The sequence below is a fragment of the Paraburkholderia sp. genome (genome assembly GCF_036488505.1).
Lineage (GTDB): Bacteria > Pseudomonadota > Gammaproteobacteria > Burkholderiales > Burkholderiaceae > Paraburkholderia.
In genome coordinates this window covers 1-14,206 of the sequence record NZ_DASXHN010000406.1, presented here as the reverse complement: position 1 = coordinate 14,206, position 14,206 = coordinate 1, and the positions used below count along the sequence as shown (strand labels likewise).

At 64.4% G+C, this 14,206-nt stretch carries 11 protein-coding genes and 1 pseudogene; 7 read left to right on the top strand and 5 right to left on the bottom strand.

Annotated elements, in window-relative coordinates; all coding sequences use genetic code 11:
- Positions 1-213 (bottom strand): annotated as a pseudogene (locus VGH68_RS23710) (3-deoxy-D-manno-octulosonate 8-phosphate phosphatase); the annotation flags it as partial.
- Complete coding sequence (kdsD, locus tag VGH68_RS23705) at positions 213-1,196, bottom strand: arabinose 5-phosphate isomerase KdsD (protein WP_331606145.1); 984 nt, start codon at positions 1,194-1,196, stop codon at positions 213-215. The gene kdsD and the pseudogene VGH68_RS23710, both read right to left, overlap by 1 nt.
- A 210-nt stretch (positions 1,197-1,406) precedes the next feature.
- Between kdsD and VGH68_RS23700 the strand changes: the two genes are divergently transcribed.
- From VGH68_RS23700 to purU, 5 genes are all read left to right on the top strand, one after another.
- Complete coding sequence (locus VGH68_RS23700) at positions 1,407-3,410, top strand: cation:proton antiporter (protein WP_331606144.1); 2,004 nt, start codon at positions 1,407-1,409, stop codon at positions 3,408-3,410.
- Between the two features lie 122 nt (positions 3,411-3,532).
- Complete coding sequence (locus VGH68_RS23695; RefSeq protein WP_331606143.1) at positions 3,533-4,099, top strand: adenine phosphoribosyltransferase; 567 nt, start codon at positions 3,533-3,535, stop codon at positions 4,097-4,099.
- A gap of 245 nt (positions 4,100-4,344) precedes the next feature.
- On the top strand, positions 4,345-4,959 hold the full coding sequence (locus VGH68_RS23690) for a LysE family translocator (protein ID WP_331606142.1): 615 nt from the start codon (positions 4,345-4,347) through the stop codon (positions 4,957-4,959).
- 114 nt (positions 4,960-5,073) lie between these two features.
- A complete protein-coding gene (locus VGH68_RS23685) occupies positions 5,074-5,928 on the top strand; it encodes an NUDIX hydrolase (protein WP_331606141.1) in 855 nt (284 codons plus the stop codon).
- Between the two features lie 140 nt (positions 5,929-6,068).
- Positions 6,069-6,938: a formyltetrahydrofolate deformylase gene (gene purU, locus VGH68_RS23680; RefSeq protein ID WP_331606140.1), complete on the top strand. Its 870-nt coding sequence runs from the start codon at positions 6,069-6,071 to the stop codon at positions 6,936-6,938.
- Between the two features lie 163 nt (positions 6,939-7,101).
- Here the strand turns inward: purU and VGH68_RS23675 are convergent, their stop codons facing one another.
- Both VGH68_RS23675 and uvrA read right to left on the bottom strand, forming a co-directional pair.
- Positions 7,102-8,187: an AI-2E family transporter gene (locus VGH68_RS23675; RefSeq protein WP_331606139.1), complete on the bottom strand. Its 1,086-nt coding sequence runs from the start codon at positions 8,185-8,187 to the stop codon at positions 7,102-7,104.
- A gap of 34 nt (positions 8,188-8,221) precedes the next feature.
- Positions 8,222-11,095, bottom strand: coding sequence for an excinuclease ABC subunit UvrA (gene uvrA, locus VGH68_RS23670; RefSeq protein ID WP_331606138.1), 2,874 nt, complete (start codon positions 11,093-11,095; stop codon positions 8,222-8,224).
- A gap of 355 nt (positions 11,096-11,450) precedes the next feature.
- Here uvrA and VGH68_RS23665 point away from each other — a divergent pair, with 355 nt between their 5' ends.
- Entirely contained in the window at positions 11,451-12,638 is a 1,188-nt protein-coding gene (locus tag VGH68_RS23665; protein ID WP_331606137.1) for an MFS transporter, read from the top strand.
- A 143-nt stretch (positions 12,639-12,781) separates the two neighbouring features.
- Positions 12,782-13,330 (top strand): single-stranded DNA-binding protein, encoded by a 549-nt coding sequence (locus tag VGH68_RS23660; protein WP_331606136.1) that lies wholly within the window; start codon positions 12,782-12,784, stop codon positions 13,328-13,330.
- Positions 13,331-13,439: 109 nt separating this feature from the next.
- Here VGH68_RS23660 and VGH68_RS23655 read toward each other — a convergent pair whose 3' ends face one another.
- Positions 13,440-14,204 carry a hypothetical protein gene (locus VGH68_RS23655; protein ID WP_331606135.1) on the bottom strand — a complete coding sequence of 255 codons (765 nt, stop codon included), beginning with the start codon at positions 14,202-14,204 and terminating at the stop codon, positions 13,440-13,442.
- Positions 14,205-14,206: the final 2 nt, after the last annotated feature.

Genomic DNA, 14,206 nt, shown 5'->3' with positions numbered 1-14,206 from the left:
GATGCCCGACTTGCGCCCGGTGATGATCGCCGTTTCGATGCCGGCCTGGCGCAGCAGCTTCATGCCGTGGCCGTCCATCGAGTTGAAACCCTTCATCGTGTCGCCTTCCGCCGTAAACAGCAGCCCGCCGTCGGTCAGCACGCCGTCGACGTCGAAAATCATCAGCTTCACGCGGCTCGCGCGTTCGGTAGCGGTGGGAGGAGCGACGGCCATCAGATCACCTTCTTCGAGAACAGGTCGTGCATGTTCAGCGCGCCGATCAGCTTGCCCGCTTCGTCGACGACCAGCAACTGATTGATGCGATGGCGCTCCATCAATTCCACCGCTTCGACCGCCAGATGATCCGGGCCGATCGTGCGCGGGCCGGCGGTCATCACCGAGGCGATCGACAACTGGCGGAAATCGCCATCGCGTTCGAGCACGCGGCGCAAGTCGCCGTCGGTGAAGATGCCGACGACGCGCTCGTCGTGATCGACGACCGACGTCATACCCATGCGCTTCGCGGTCAACTGGAACAGCGCCTCGCTGACGGTGGCCTCGGGTGTCACTCTCGGCAACTGGTCGCCGGTGCGCATCACGTCGCGCACATAGGTGAGCAGGCGCCGGCCGAGCGCGCCGCCCGGATGCGAGCGCGCGAAATCGTCGCGGCCGAAGCCGCGCGCATCGAGCACCGCGAGCGCAAGGGCGTCGCCGAGCGCGAGCGCGGCGGTGGTGCTCGCGGTGGGCGCGAGGTTCATCGGACAGGCTTCTTTCGCGACCGCGGAATTCAGATGCACGTCGGCCAGCTTCGCGAGACTCGACGACGGGCGGCCCGTCATCGCGATCAGCTTCGCGCCGAGGCGCTTGATGAGCGGCAGGATCGCCACCAGTTCTTCGGTTTCACCGGAGTTCGATAGCGCGAGGAAGACGTCGTCGGCGGTGACCATGCCCAGGTCGCCGTGGCTCGCTTCCGCGGGATGCACGAAGAATGCGGGGGTGCCGGTGCTCGCCAGCGTCGCTGCGAGCTTGCGGGCCACGTGGCCCGATTTGCCGATGCCGGAGACGACCACGCGCCCGCGGCAACCCAGGATGAAATCGACCGCGCCGACGAAATCGTCGTCGAGCTGGTCGCGAAGCGCGCGCACGGCGTCGGCTTCGATGTCAAGCACGTCGCGAGCAAGCGTGAGTGCCCTGTCGCCATTGATTTTCGCTATCATGCGCGGAGTATAGCAAAGGCGCCTGTTCGCCGCGCCGGGCCTGCTGTGCCGCGCCGCTGACCTCATCAACCTGTCGACAATCTCTTTTTTTGAGCCTGCCGGCAGCTGTTTCCAGGCAGCTTTTTACCGGCCCCTCAACCACGTCGCACGGGCGTTTTCGTGCGTGGTTCCGCTGACGAACGAGGACGCTTCACCCATGCGTTTTTGCCGATGATTTCCCCGCTCGAGATGACGCTGTTCCTGCTGCTGGCATCGGTGGCGGGCGTGGTCATCTTTCGCTTTCTGAACCTGCCGCCGATGCTCGGCTATCTGACGGTCGGCATCCTCGTCGGGCCGCATGCTTTCGGCGTGATCCCCGATTCGGCGGGCGCGCAGAATCTCGCCGAATTCGGCGTCGTGTTCCTGATGTTCTCGATCGGACTCGAGTTCTCGCTGGCCAAGCTGCGCTCGATGCGCCGGCTCGTGTTCGGTCTCGGCCTGCTACAGGTGATCGGCACGGTCGCGGTCGCGGTGTCGCTCGGCTTCGCGCTCGAGCGCTGGGTGCATATCACGTGGCAGGCGAGCGTCGCACTCGGCGGCGCGCTCGCGATGTCGTCCACTGCGATCGTCAGCAAGATGCTCGCGGAGCGGCTCGAAATCGAGACTGAGCACGGCCGCAACATCTTCGGTGTGCTGCTGTTTCAGGATCTCGCGGTGGTGCCGCTGCTGATCATTATTTCCGCGCTCGGCGGGCGCTCGGAGAACCTCGTCAGCGCGCTCGGCATCGCGGCGATCAAGATCGTCATCGCGCTGGCGCTGCTGCTGATCGTCGGCCAGAGCTTCATGACGCGCTGGTTCAACGTGGTCGCGCGGCGCCGCTCGCAGGAGCTGTTCGTCCTCAATTTGCTGCTGGTCACGCTCGGCGCCGCGTTCATCACCGATAAGTTCGGGCTATCGCTCGCGCTCGGCGCGTTCATCGCCGGCATGCTGATCGCCGAGACGCCCTACCGGCACCAGGTCGAAGAGGACATCAAGCCGTTTCGCGATGTGTTGCTCGGGCTGTTCTTCGTGACCACCGGGATGCTGCTGAATCCGCGCGTGATCTGGGAGCACCCGCTCATCGTGCTCGGCTTCTTCGTCGGCCCGGTGCTGCTGAAGGCGGTCATGATTACCGGCCTCGCGCGGGTGTTCGGCGCGACCCCCGGCGTCGCGATGCGTACGGGTATCGGTCTCGCGCAGGCGGGTGAGTTCGGCTTCGTGCTGCTGAACCTGATTCTCGACCGGCATCTGGTCGACGCGACGCTGTTGCAGGCGATTCTCGCGGCGATGCTGCTGTCGATGCTCGCCGCACCGTTCATGATCCAGAACGCCGATCGCATCGTGCTGCGGCTGTCGTCGACCGAATGGATGATGCAGTCGTTGCAGATGACGCGCATCGCGACGCAAAGCCTGAAACAGAGCGGCCACGTGATCATCTGCGGTTACGGCCGGGCCGGGCAGAACCTCGCGCGCATGCTCGAACATGAAGGCTTGTCGTATGTCGCGCTCGACCTCGATCCGGATCGCGTCAGCGCTGCCGCGGCGGCCGGCGAATCGGTGGTATTCGGCGATGCCGGGCGGCGTGAGTCGCTGCTTGCCGCGGGCCTGCACCGCGCGGCAGCGATCGCCATTACCTACGCGAACACGCCGTCGGCATTGCGCGTGCTACACAACATTCACGAGATGGAGCCGACGCTGCCGGTGATCGTGCGCACCGTCGACGACGCCGATCTGGAAAAGCTGCTGGCCGCGGGCGCGACCGAGGTGATCCCGGAGATCGTCGAGGGCAGTCTGATGCTCGCGTCGCACACGCTGGTCGTGATGGGCGTGCCGATGCGGCGCGTCGTGCGGCGCGTCGAGGAGATGCGCGACGAGCGCTATTCGCTGCTGCGCGGCTATTTCCACGGCGCGGACGACATCGATGACGACGACGGCCACGAACAGGTGCGGCTACAATCGGTCCCGGTCGATGCGAGCGCGGACGCGGTGGGCCGCACGCTCGCCGAACTCGGCCTGTTCGAGCTCGGCGTCGACGTGACCGCCATCCGCCGGCATGGCATCCGCGGCGTCGAACCCGATCCGTCCACGAAATTGCGCGCGAGCGACATCGTCGTACTGCGCGGTCTGCCCGAACAATTGGCGCAAGCCGAGGAACGGCTGTCGAAGCATCGCCGCGCGGGCGCCGCGGCGGCATGAAGTAGCCACTGAGGTGGCCACCCCGGTGGCCGCCGGGGCGAGCCACTAAGGCGAACCCGTTTGAGCGGGCCCGCCTCGTTCAAGCTTTTCACCGGACCCATCGAGGTCCATCCGGAGACGTTATGTCCAACGCGCTCGAGAGCGCGCCGCGCGATGCGGCCGACTACATCAGAAGCCATATCCGCACGGTGCCCGACTGGCCGCAGCCGGGCGTGCAGTTCCGCGACATCACGCCGCTTCTGCGCGAGCCAAAGTCGCTGCGTGTGCTGATCGATCTGTTCGTGCAGCGCTATATCGGCGCGAAGCTCGATTACATCGCCGGGCTCGACGCGCGCGGTTTCATCATCGGGCCGATCATCGCGCACGAGTTGAGCGTCGGCTTCATTCCGATCCGCAAGGCGGGCAAGCTGCCCTACAAGCGGATCTCGCAGTCGTATGAGCTCGAGTACGGCGCCGCGACCGTCGAGATTCACGAGGACGCGTGCGGGCCGGGCGATCGCATCGTGATCATCGACGATCTGATCGCGACCGGCGGTACGATGATGGCCGGCAAGCTGTTGCTCGAGCGGCTTGGCGCGCTGGTCGTGGAAGGCGGGGCCATCGTCGATTTGCCCGACCTGGGTGGTTCGACGCTGTTGCGCGACGGTGGGCTCATGCTCTATACCGTGACGAGTTTCGGCGGTCATTGAACGGGTGTGGCGCCGTGCGGGAAACGGAGTGCGGCGCTCGCGGTGTTGCGCGGGTTTGGTCGCCACGTCGTGCGTGCGACGCGCGACGGACACGTCGCAACGCGCGGCGCGCAGCGGAGAATTTTTCGCCACGCGAGCGGCCAGTTCTCACAGGCCACATAGCGCTGACAGGTAAGGCTTAACACGAACGCTGAACGCCCACGCTGACAAGCAGCTCCCTGCCGTCCAACGAGAAGGTCATAACAATGCCCAACTTCCTGCTGTTTCTCGCCACATCGATCGCGATCACCGTGGCGCCCGGTCCGGACAATCTCCAGGTGCTTGCGCGTGGAATCTCACAGGGCCGCGCGGCTGGCTTCGTCGCGGCGCTCGGCTTTGCCGCCGGCATCACGTTTCATACGACGCTCGCGGCGCTGGGCGTCGCCGCGTTGCTGCGGTCGTCGCCGCTCGCGTTCCAGGCGATCAAACTTGCCGGCGCCGCTTATCTGGTGTGGATCGGCATCAAGGCGCTGCGTAGCCAGGGGCTCGCGACCGCGCATCAGCGCCCGCCGCAGCCGCTTTCGGCGGTGTTTCGCCAGAGTGTGCTCGGCAACCTGATGAATCCGAAGGTCACGCTGTTCTTCGTCGTGTTCCTGCCGCAGTTCGTGCAGCCGCACGGTACGCAAAGCGTGGCGGTGCAGATGCTCGAGCTGGGCGTGCTGTTCATGCTGCAGACAGTCGTGGTGTTTTCGCTGTTCGGCGTGTGCGCGGGGATCATCGGCAGCTGGTTGAGGCGCCGGCCTCGCGTGGGCGTGTGGCTCGACCGCGTGGCCGGCGCAACGTTCATCGCAATCGGGATTCGGGTCGCGCTGCGCGACTGATGTGCGGCCGACCTACGACCGGGGCACGACCGACCCACGACCGACGCGCGCTATTCAGACGACTGCGTTCGCTGCGCCGCCTTCGCCGCGCAGCCGGACAGTTTGGAGTTTCCAATGACTTTGCCTTGCATCACCGCCGCACGCCGCTTCGACGCGAGTGCGCATCGGCCGTTTCTGATCGGCGCCGAACAGGTCGGCTGGATTCGCGAACGCGACGTGGCGTTGCTCGTGCGCTGGCCCGAGGTGTTCGAGATCGGCGATACGCAGGTGACACTTGCGCGCGCATTCGACACTGCCGAGCGGCGCAGCGCGGCGCTCGAGTCGCCGATCGGCGCGCTTGCCGCGGAGGGCCGCATTCCGGGCTGGCGCAACGAGACGTACGCGATCCGCAATGCGTTCGATGCGCCGCCGCTCGCGTATATCGAACGCGCGGCGTCGCGCTTCTTCGGCACGATGACCTACGCAGTGCATCTGAACGGCGTCGTAGAATACGCGGATGGCGGCGCGCCGCAATTGTGGATCGCGCGCCGTAGCGACACCAAGGCGACCGACCCGGGCATGCTCGACAACGTCGTCGCGGGCGGGATCGGCTGGGGCTTCGGCGTCAGCGAGACGATCGTCAAGGAATGCTGGGAAGAAGCGGGTATTGCGGCGGAGATCGCCGCGCGCGCGGTCGCTGGCCGTACCGCGCACGTGCTGCAATCGCTGCCGGAAGGCACGCAAGCCGAGCAGATTTTCATCTACGACCTCGCGTTGCCCGCTGACTTCGTGCCCAGTAATCAGGATGGAGAAGTGGGCGAACACCGGCTTGCGCGCATCGACGAAGTCGCGAGCTGGATCGAGCAAGGCGCGATGACGGTGGATGCGAGCCTGGCCACGCTCGATTGCATGCTGCGACGCCGCTGGATCGATGAGGACGCGTGCGCGGGCATCGATGCGTTGTTCGCGCCGCCGCCACCGATGGGCTGAAGGCAGATCGAGCGGGGCGGTTGCCGGAACGACGCGGGCCTCAGCACGCGGTGACACCGTTGATCACCTGAAGCAGGCGGCGCACACCCGAGCGCCCAACTGAAACAAACCATGCATTGAAGAAGGGAGTCACCGAGGTCATGTCGACCGATCACAGCTTTATCCTCAAACTGTCATGCGCCGACCGGCCCGGCATCGTTCACGCCGTGTCGGGTTTTCTATTCGAGCGCGGCAGCAATATTCTCGACTCCGCGCAGTTCGGCGACAGCGGCACCGGCGAATTCTTCATGCGGGTGCACTTTCAGCAGGTAGGCGGCGATCCGGGCCTCGACACGCTGCGCGCGTCGTTCACGCCGCTTGCCGAGCAGTTCGGTATGCGCTGGGAGTTGCACGACGCGTCGGTGAAGCCGCGCGTCGTGATCATGGTGTCGAAGATCGGCCACTGCCTGAACGACCTGCTGTTCCGCTACCGCACCGGTCAGCTCAACATCGAGATTGCGGCGATCATTTCGAACCACAAGGAGTTCTACCAGCTCGCCGCGAGCTATGACGTTCCGTTCCATCACTTTCCGCTGGCTGGCGGCACGCCGGATGCGAAGGCCGCCCAGGAAACACGCGTGCTGGGCGTGATCAACGAGCATCAGGCCGATCTCGTCGTGCTCGCGCGCTACATGCAGATTCTGTCGCCGGATCTGTGTGAGGCGCTGGCCGGCCGCGCGATCAACATCCATCACTCGTTCCTGCCGAGCTTCAAGGGTGCTAAGCCGTACTACCAGGCGTTCGACCGCGGCGTGAAGCTGATCGGCGCGACCGCCCACTATGTAACGACCGATCTCGACGAAGGTCCGATCATCGAGCAGGAAGTCGAGCGCGTGGACCACAGCATGACGCCCGAGCAACTGACCGCAATCGGCCGTGACGTCGAATGCGTGACGCTCGCGCGCGCGGTGAAGTGGCACGTCGAGCATCGCGTGGTGCTGAACGGCAGCAAGACGGTTGTGTTCCGTTAACAAATTGCGCCGGTCGAGGCCGGCGCGTTTTTCTCTCTCCGCACTGCTGAGGGACGCTGCCCGAAGCGTCATGAAACGGGAATTGCTCTCATGCGGCAGACATACAAAAGCGGCCATGTAGTGCCGCTTCGCTTCCGCGGCCGGGCCGTCAGCCGGAAAACGCTCACACCAGCCGCAAGTAAATCAGCTCGCGCTTGATATACGCATAAAAAATCGGCGCTGCGATCACCCCGGTGATGCCGAACGCCGCTTCCATCACGAGCATCGCGATCAGCAACTCCCACGCGCGTGCCTCGATCTGTCCGCCGACGATTCGCGCATTCAGGAAGTACTCGAGCTTGTGAATCAGGATCAGGAACACGAGCGACATGACCGCCGCCGGAAAGCTCACCGACAGCGCGACCGCGACGATGATCGTGTTCGAGATCAGATTGCCGATCACCGGCAGCAGCCCGACGATGAAAGTGACGAGCACCAGCGTTTTCGACAGCGGCAGCGTGTCGTGGAAGGCCGGCAGGATCACCAGCAGGAAGATCGCCGTGAAGGCCGTGTTGAGCGCGGAGATTTTTACCTGCGCGAACACGATGCGGCGGAATGCGTCGGCGAAACGCGTGACGCGCGTGACGAACGCGGTGGACAACGGTAGCCGCTGCACCTGGGTCTGCGCGCCGACCGCGATGATCGCGCCAATGACCATGCCCAGCAGCACGTGGGTGAACCCGCGCGCCGCGGTGGTGCCGCCCTGCTGCAGCATGTTCGCGTGGGTCTGCATCAGTTCGGCAGCGCGCGCTTTCATCTGCTCGGTGTCGACCGGCAGATAGCTGGCGACGAATTGCGGAATCCGCCCGCGCGCCTCGTCGATCAGTTGCATCGCCTGATCGAGCAGATTCTGCACGCTCGGCACATCGTTCTCGATGCGCGACAGGATGCCGAGCGTGATGCCGGTCAACGCGCCGACGATCACCGCCGACAGGAACACTACCGCCAGCCAGCGCGCCCGCTTGCTCGACATGTGACGCTCGATGCGCGGCGCGATCATGTGCACGAGCTGAAACACCAGCAGCCCGGCAAGCAGCGCGCCCAGCAGATGCAGTTGGATCACCGCCCACATGCCGAACAACGTCACCACATAGCTGCCGATCTCGACCGCCGACAACTTCGGCAGACTCATGTCGCTGGTCAGCCTGACCGGGCGCGGGCGCAGGTCCTGCACCAGCTCTTCTTCGCGCGCCTGATTCCGCTTGGCCATGGCTTATCCCGTCTCCAACCTCTGTAGTGCAGCGTTACTTGATGGCGGCGGCGCGTTTCAACAACGGCGCCAGATATTTGCCGGTAAAACTTGCCTTCGACTTCGCAATCTGCTCCGGCGTGCCTTGAGCGATGATCTGCCCGCCGCCGGCGCCGCCTTCCGGTCCGAGGTCGATGACCCAGTCGGCGGTCTTAATTACATCGAGATTATGTTCGATGATCACGACGGTATTACCCTGGTCGCGCAACCGGTGGATCACCTCGAGCAGCAGCGCGATGTCGTGAAAATGCAGCCCCGTGGTCGGTTCGTCAAGGATATATAGCGTGCGACCGGTGTCGCGCTTGCTCAGTTCCAGCGACAGCTTGACCCGCTGCGCCTCGCCGCCCGACAGCGTGGTGGCCGACTGGCCGAGCCGGATATAGCCCAGACCCACGTCCAGCAAGGTTTTGAGCTTGCGCGCGATGACCGGCACCGCCTTGAAGAACTCGTACGAGTGTTCGACCGTCATGTCGAGCACTTCGCTGATGTTCTTGCCTTTGTACTGGACGTCGAGCGTTTCGCGGTTGTAGCGCTTGCCGTGGCAGACGTCGCACGGCACGTATACGTCCGGCAGGAAGTGCATTTCGACCTTCAGCACGCCGTCGCCCTGGCAGGATTCGCAGCGCCCGCCCTTCACGTTGAACGAGAAGCGGCCCGGATCGTAGCCGCGTTCCTTGGCCGCCGGCACCCCCGAAAACAGCTCGCGGATCGGCGTGAAAAGGCCCGTATAGGTGGCCGGATTCGAGCGTGGCGTGCGGCCGATCGGCGACTGGTCGACGTTGATCACCTTGTCGAAGTGTTCGAGGCCCTCGATCGATTCGTACGGCGCCGGCTCCGCGGCCGAGCCATACAGGTGATGCGCGACCGCGTGATACAGCGTGTCGTTGATCAGCGTCGACTTGCCCGAGCCAGACACGCCGGTCACGCAGGTGAGCAGGCCGACCGGCAGATCCAACGTGACATTGCGCAGATTGTTGCCGTGCGCCTCGACGATGCGCAGGCGCCGCTCGTCGGGGTCCTTGCGCTCATCGGGAAACTCGATCGTGCGCGCACCGGACATGTACTGGCCGGTCAGCGACGCGGCGCTCTTCTGCACCTCTTTCGGCGTGCCCTCGGCGATCACCATGCCGCCGTGCTCGCCCGCGCCCGGGCCCATGTCGACCACGTAGTCGGCCATGCGGATCATGTCCTCGTCGTGCTCGACGACGATCACCGAATTGCCGAGATCACGCAGGTGCTTGAGCGTCGAAATCAGCCGGTCGTTGTCGCGCTGATGCAGACCGATCGACGGTTCGTCGAGCACGTACATCACGCCGGTCAAGCCCGAGCCGATCTGCGACGCGAGCCGGATGCGCTGCGCTTCACCGCCCGACAGCGTTTCCGCGCTGCGTTCGAGCGACAGGTAATCCAGCCCGACGTTATTCAGGAACATCAGACGCGCGACGATTTCCTTCACCACCTTATCGGCGATCTCGCGCTTCGACCCTTCGAGGCGCAGTGTCTGGAAGTAGCCGAGCGCGTCACGCAACGGCCAGCCGCTGATCTCATAGATGCCGCGCGCGTCGCCGTCCATGCCGACGCGCACGAAACGCGCTTCGCGGCGCAGCCGCGTGCCCGCGCAGGCCGGACACGACTGGTTGTTCTGATACTTCGCGAGTTCCTCGCGCACCGCGGACGAATCGGTCTCGCGGTAGCGCCGCTCCAGATTCGGGATGATCCCTTCGAACACGTGCTCGCGCACCGACGTGCGGCCGCGCTCGTTGATGTACGAGAACGGAATCTCCTGCTTGCCCGAGCCGTACAGCAGGATCTTGCGGACTTTCTCCGGCAGATCCTCGACGGCGGTATCGATATCGAACTCGTAGAACGCCGCGAGGCTCTGCAGCATCTGGAAGTAGAACTGGTTGCGCCGGTCCCAGCCCTTTACCGCGCCCGCCGCCAGCGACAGCGACGGATGCGCGATCACCCGCTTCGGATCGAAGAACGTGATCTGGCCGAGGCCGTCGCACTCCGGGCACGCGCCCATCGGGTTGTTGAACGAGAACAGGCGCGGTTCGAGTTCCTGCAGCGAATACGAGCAGATCGGGCAGGCAAACTTCGAGCTGAACAGGTGCTCCCTGTCCGTATCCATTTCGAGCGCGATCGCACGGCCGTCGGCGAGACGCAGCGCCGTTTCGAACGATTCGGCGAGGCGCTGCTTCATGTCCGGACGCACCCGCAGACGGTCCACCACGACGTCGATCGTGTGCTTGTCGTTCTTCTTCAGCTTCGGCAGCGAGTCGACGTCATGGATTTTCGCGGTGCCTTCGTTGGCGGTGCCGCCGCCCGAGCGCACGCGAAAACGGATAAAACCCTGCGCCTGCATGTCCTCGAACAGTTCGGTGTGCTCGCCCTTGCGGTCCGCCACGACGGGCGCAAGGATCATCAGGCGGGTTTCCTCCGGCAGCGCGAGCGCCGCGTCAACCATCTGCGACACGCTTTGCGCTTCGAGCGGAATTTCGTGGTCCGGGCAATACGGCGTGCCGACCCGCGCGAACAGCAAACGCAGGTAGTCGTGGATTTCGGTGACGGTGCCGACCGTCGAGCGCGGATTGTGCGAGGTGGCTTTCTGTTCGATCGAAATGGCGGGCGACAGCCCTTCGATCAGATCGACGTCCGGCTTTTCCATCAGTTGCAGGAACTGGCGGGCGTAGGCGGACAGACTTTCGACGTAGCGCCGCTGTCCTTCCGCATAGAGCGTGTCGAACGCCAGCGACGATTTACCGGAGCCGGAAAGCCCCGTAATTACAACGAGCTTGTGACGCGGTAAGTCGAGATTGACGTTCTTCAGGTTGTGGGTGCGAGCCCCACGAATACGGATTTGTTCCACGGATTTATTCCATGAACTGCGGAAAGAGGAGGAGGCCAAACCTGCTACTATAACGACTTTTCCAGACCGCCGTTACGCCTTCCTGACAGCAGGAACAACGCGCGAGGGCAAGCTCTGGGCAGGTTCAAAGACGGCGGTTCGACGCCGCGGGGAAGTGGTCCAACTGGGGCCGTTTTCCGCAAGTACAAGGTGTCGTGAGTGCGGGTGGCGTGCGGCAGATTCCGGCGCCACGAAGCCGCCGCCCTGTCGTCGCCCGGGGTGCCCGCTCTCCCGCGCCGCCTGTCCTGACGGCCATGGCTGTCCCCTCGGGCGCGCCGCACCGCGCGCCGCACAGCTCATTCAGACAACGCTTCCGATGTCCAATCCATCCGCCGTCTCCACACGCATGAGCGCGCCCGAACTGCGCGCGACCGTGTCGCTTGCCGCCATCTTCGCGTTGCGCATGCTGGGTCTGTTCATGATCATGCCGGTGTTCTCGGTCTACGCGAAGACCATCCCCGGCGGCGAGAACGTGCTGCTCGTCGGTGTGGCGCTCGGCGCGTACGGCGTCACGCAGTCGATGCTCTATATCTTCTACGGCTGGATCTCCGACAAGATCGGCCGCAAGCCGGTCATCGCGACGGGCCTGCTGATCTTCGCGCTGGGCAGCTTCGTCGCGGCGGGCGCGCACGACATGACGTGGATCATCGTCGGCCGGGTGATTCAGGGGATGGGCGCGGTGTCGTCGGCGGTGATCGCGTTCATCGCCGATCTCACGTCCGAGGAACATCGCACCAAGGCGATGGCGATGGTCGGCGGCAGCATTGGCATATCGTTCGCGGTCGCGATCGTCGGTGCGCCGATCGTGTTCCAGTGGCTCGGCATGAGCGGCCTCTTCACGCTGGTCGGCGTGTTCGCGATTCTGGCGGTTGGCATCGTGCTGTGGGTCGTGCCCGATGCGCCGAAGCCGGTGCATGTGCGCGCGCCGTTCGCCGAAGTGCTGCACAACGTCGAACTGCTGCGGTTGAACTTCGGCGTGCTGGTGCTGCACGCGACGCAAACCGCGTTGTTCCTCGTCGTGCCGCGCATTCTCGAAGCGGGCGGCCTCCCCGTCGCGTCGCACTGGAAGGTGTATCTGCCGGTGATGGGCCTGTCGTTCGTGATGATGGTGCCGGCGATCATCGCCGCGGAAAAGCGCGGCAAGATGAAGATCGTGCTGCTGTCGGCGATCGGTCTTATCCTGATCGGTCAGTTGTTGTTGGGCGTGACCGCGCATACCATTCTGAGTGTGGCGGCGATCCTGTTTGTCTACTTTCTGGGCTTCAACATTCTCGAGGCGTCGCAGCCTTCGCTGGTCTCGAAACTGGCGCCCGGTACCCGCAAGGGCGCGGCGGCCGGCGTCTACAACACGACCCAGTCGATCGGTCTTGCAATGGGCGGGATGATCGGCGGCTGGCTGCTGAAAGCAGATGGGCAAAGCGCGGTGTTTTTTGCCTGTTCGGGGCTGGTGTTCTGCTGGCTTATAATCGCCGCGAAGATGAAACAGCCGCCGCGTAAGGCATAACGCGGCGCAGTTGGGGGCAGGGCCCCGGTCATCCAGAACTCACCCGGCGGCGGGCAGAGGCGCTTCCTGGTCCAAGGCCTGCCGGCCATGAGACACGAACCGCAGTGCCGCGCCGCCGGCAATGGAATCAACAGGAGAAATTCATGGCATCCGTGAACAAGGTTATTCTCGTCGGCAACCTCGGAGCCGATCCGGAAGTCCGTTATCTTCCGAGCGGCGACGCAGTGGCGAACATCCGCCTTGCAACGACGGACCGCTATAAGGACAAGGCATCGGGCGAAATGAAGGAAGCCACCGAGTGGCATCGCGTTGCGTTCTTCGGCCGCCTTGCGGAGATCGTTTCCGAATACCTGAAAAAAGGCTCGTCCGTTTATCTGGAAGGGCGCATCCGCACCCGCAAGTGGCAGGCTCAGGACGGCACCGATCGTTACTCGACCGAAATCGTCGCGGAACAGATGCAGATGCTCGGCGGCCGTGGCGGCGCGTCGATGGGCGGCGATGAAGGCGGCTATAGCCGCGGCGAGCCGTCCGAGCGTAGTGGTGGCGGTGGCGGTGGTGGTGGCGGCGGCGGCCGTGCGATGTCGTCGGGCGGCGGCTCTCGTGGCGGCAGCGGCGGTGGTGGCGGCGCGAGCCGTCCAAGCGCGCCGGCTGGCGGTGGGTTCGACGAGATGGATGACGATATCCCGTTCTAATCCTTCCATCCGTTTTTGCCGGTCAAAACATGAAGGCCCGCCTCCACCAGGACGCGGGCTTTTTTGTCGACCATTGCTTTGCCATGCCGCAACGGCATTCGTTACCGATTCACCGCCGCAAATGCGCCAACGTATCTCTGAGCGGCATGCTCGAAATCACGATCGGCCCGGTAAATGGTGAATCGAGATCGACAATCACATAGATTGCCGAAGCAATCGACACCGCTCCGAGCATGATCGTCACCAGCGCCAGCGCGTTGCGCGGCGCGATCAACCCAAAGCTCAAAAAGATCACGCCGAGCCAGAACGTCAGCGTCTTGAAGAACGGCTGCGAAATCGAACTGTGCGCTTCCTCGATGATTTTCCAACGCGCATCGACGACCCGCCGGTATCTCGACAGCGCATCGTCGAGCGCGCGTTGCTGCAGCGGATCGGGCGGGCGCAATTCGCTCAACTGCCGCCCCACCAAGGTCAGCATGTCGCCCAGCCGCACGTTTTCGAGTCTCTCCGGCGTGCCGGGCGGTCCCAGGTCGCGCGGATAGTCGCCGCTCGGCGCCGGCTCCCTGGGCCATGTCGACGCGATCGCCGCCGCGGTGTACTGGCTGAGCAGCCGCCGCGATTCGTCGGCGCCCGCACCGAGCTCACGCAATGTCGTGTCGAATTCGATCAGCTCGGCCGCATAGCTGCGCACATCGTTGGACGCGGTGTCGAAGCTCGATTTCGCCGATGCCGTCATCAGGCCAAGCACCAGCGCGGCGAACGTGACAAGCATGCCAATCACGAGCTGGACCAGCTGCACGGTCTCGTGCGCCTTGTGCTCCTCGGGCAGAAGGGGCCGTACCCACACGCCGATACCGGTCGCCATCAGCAACAACG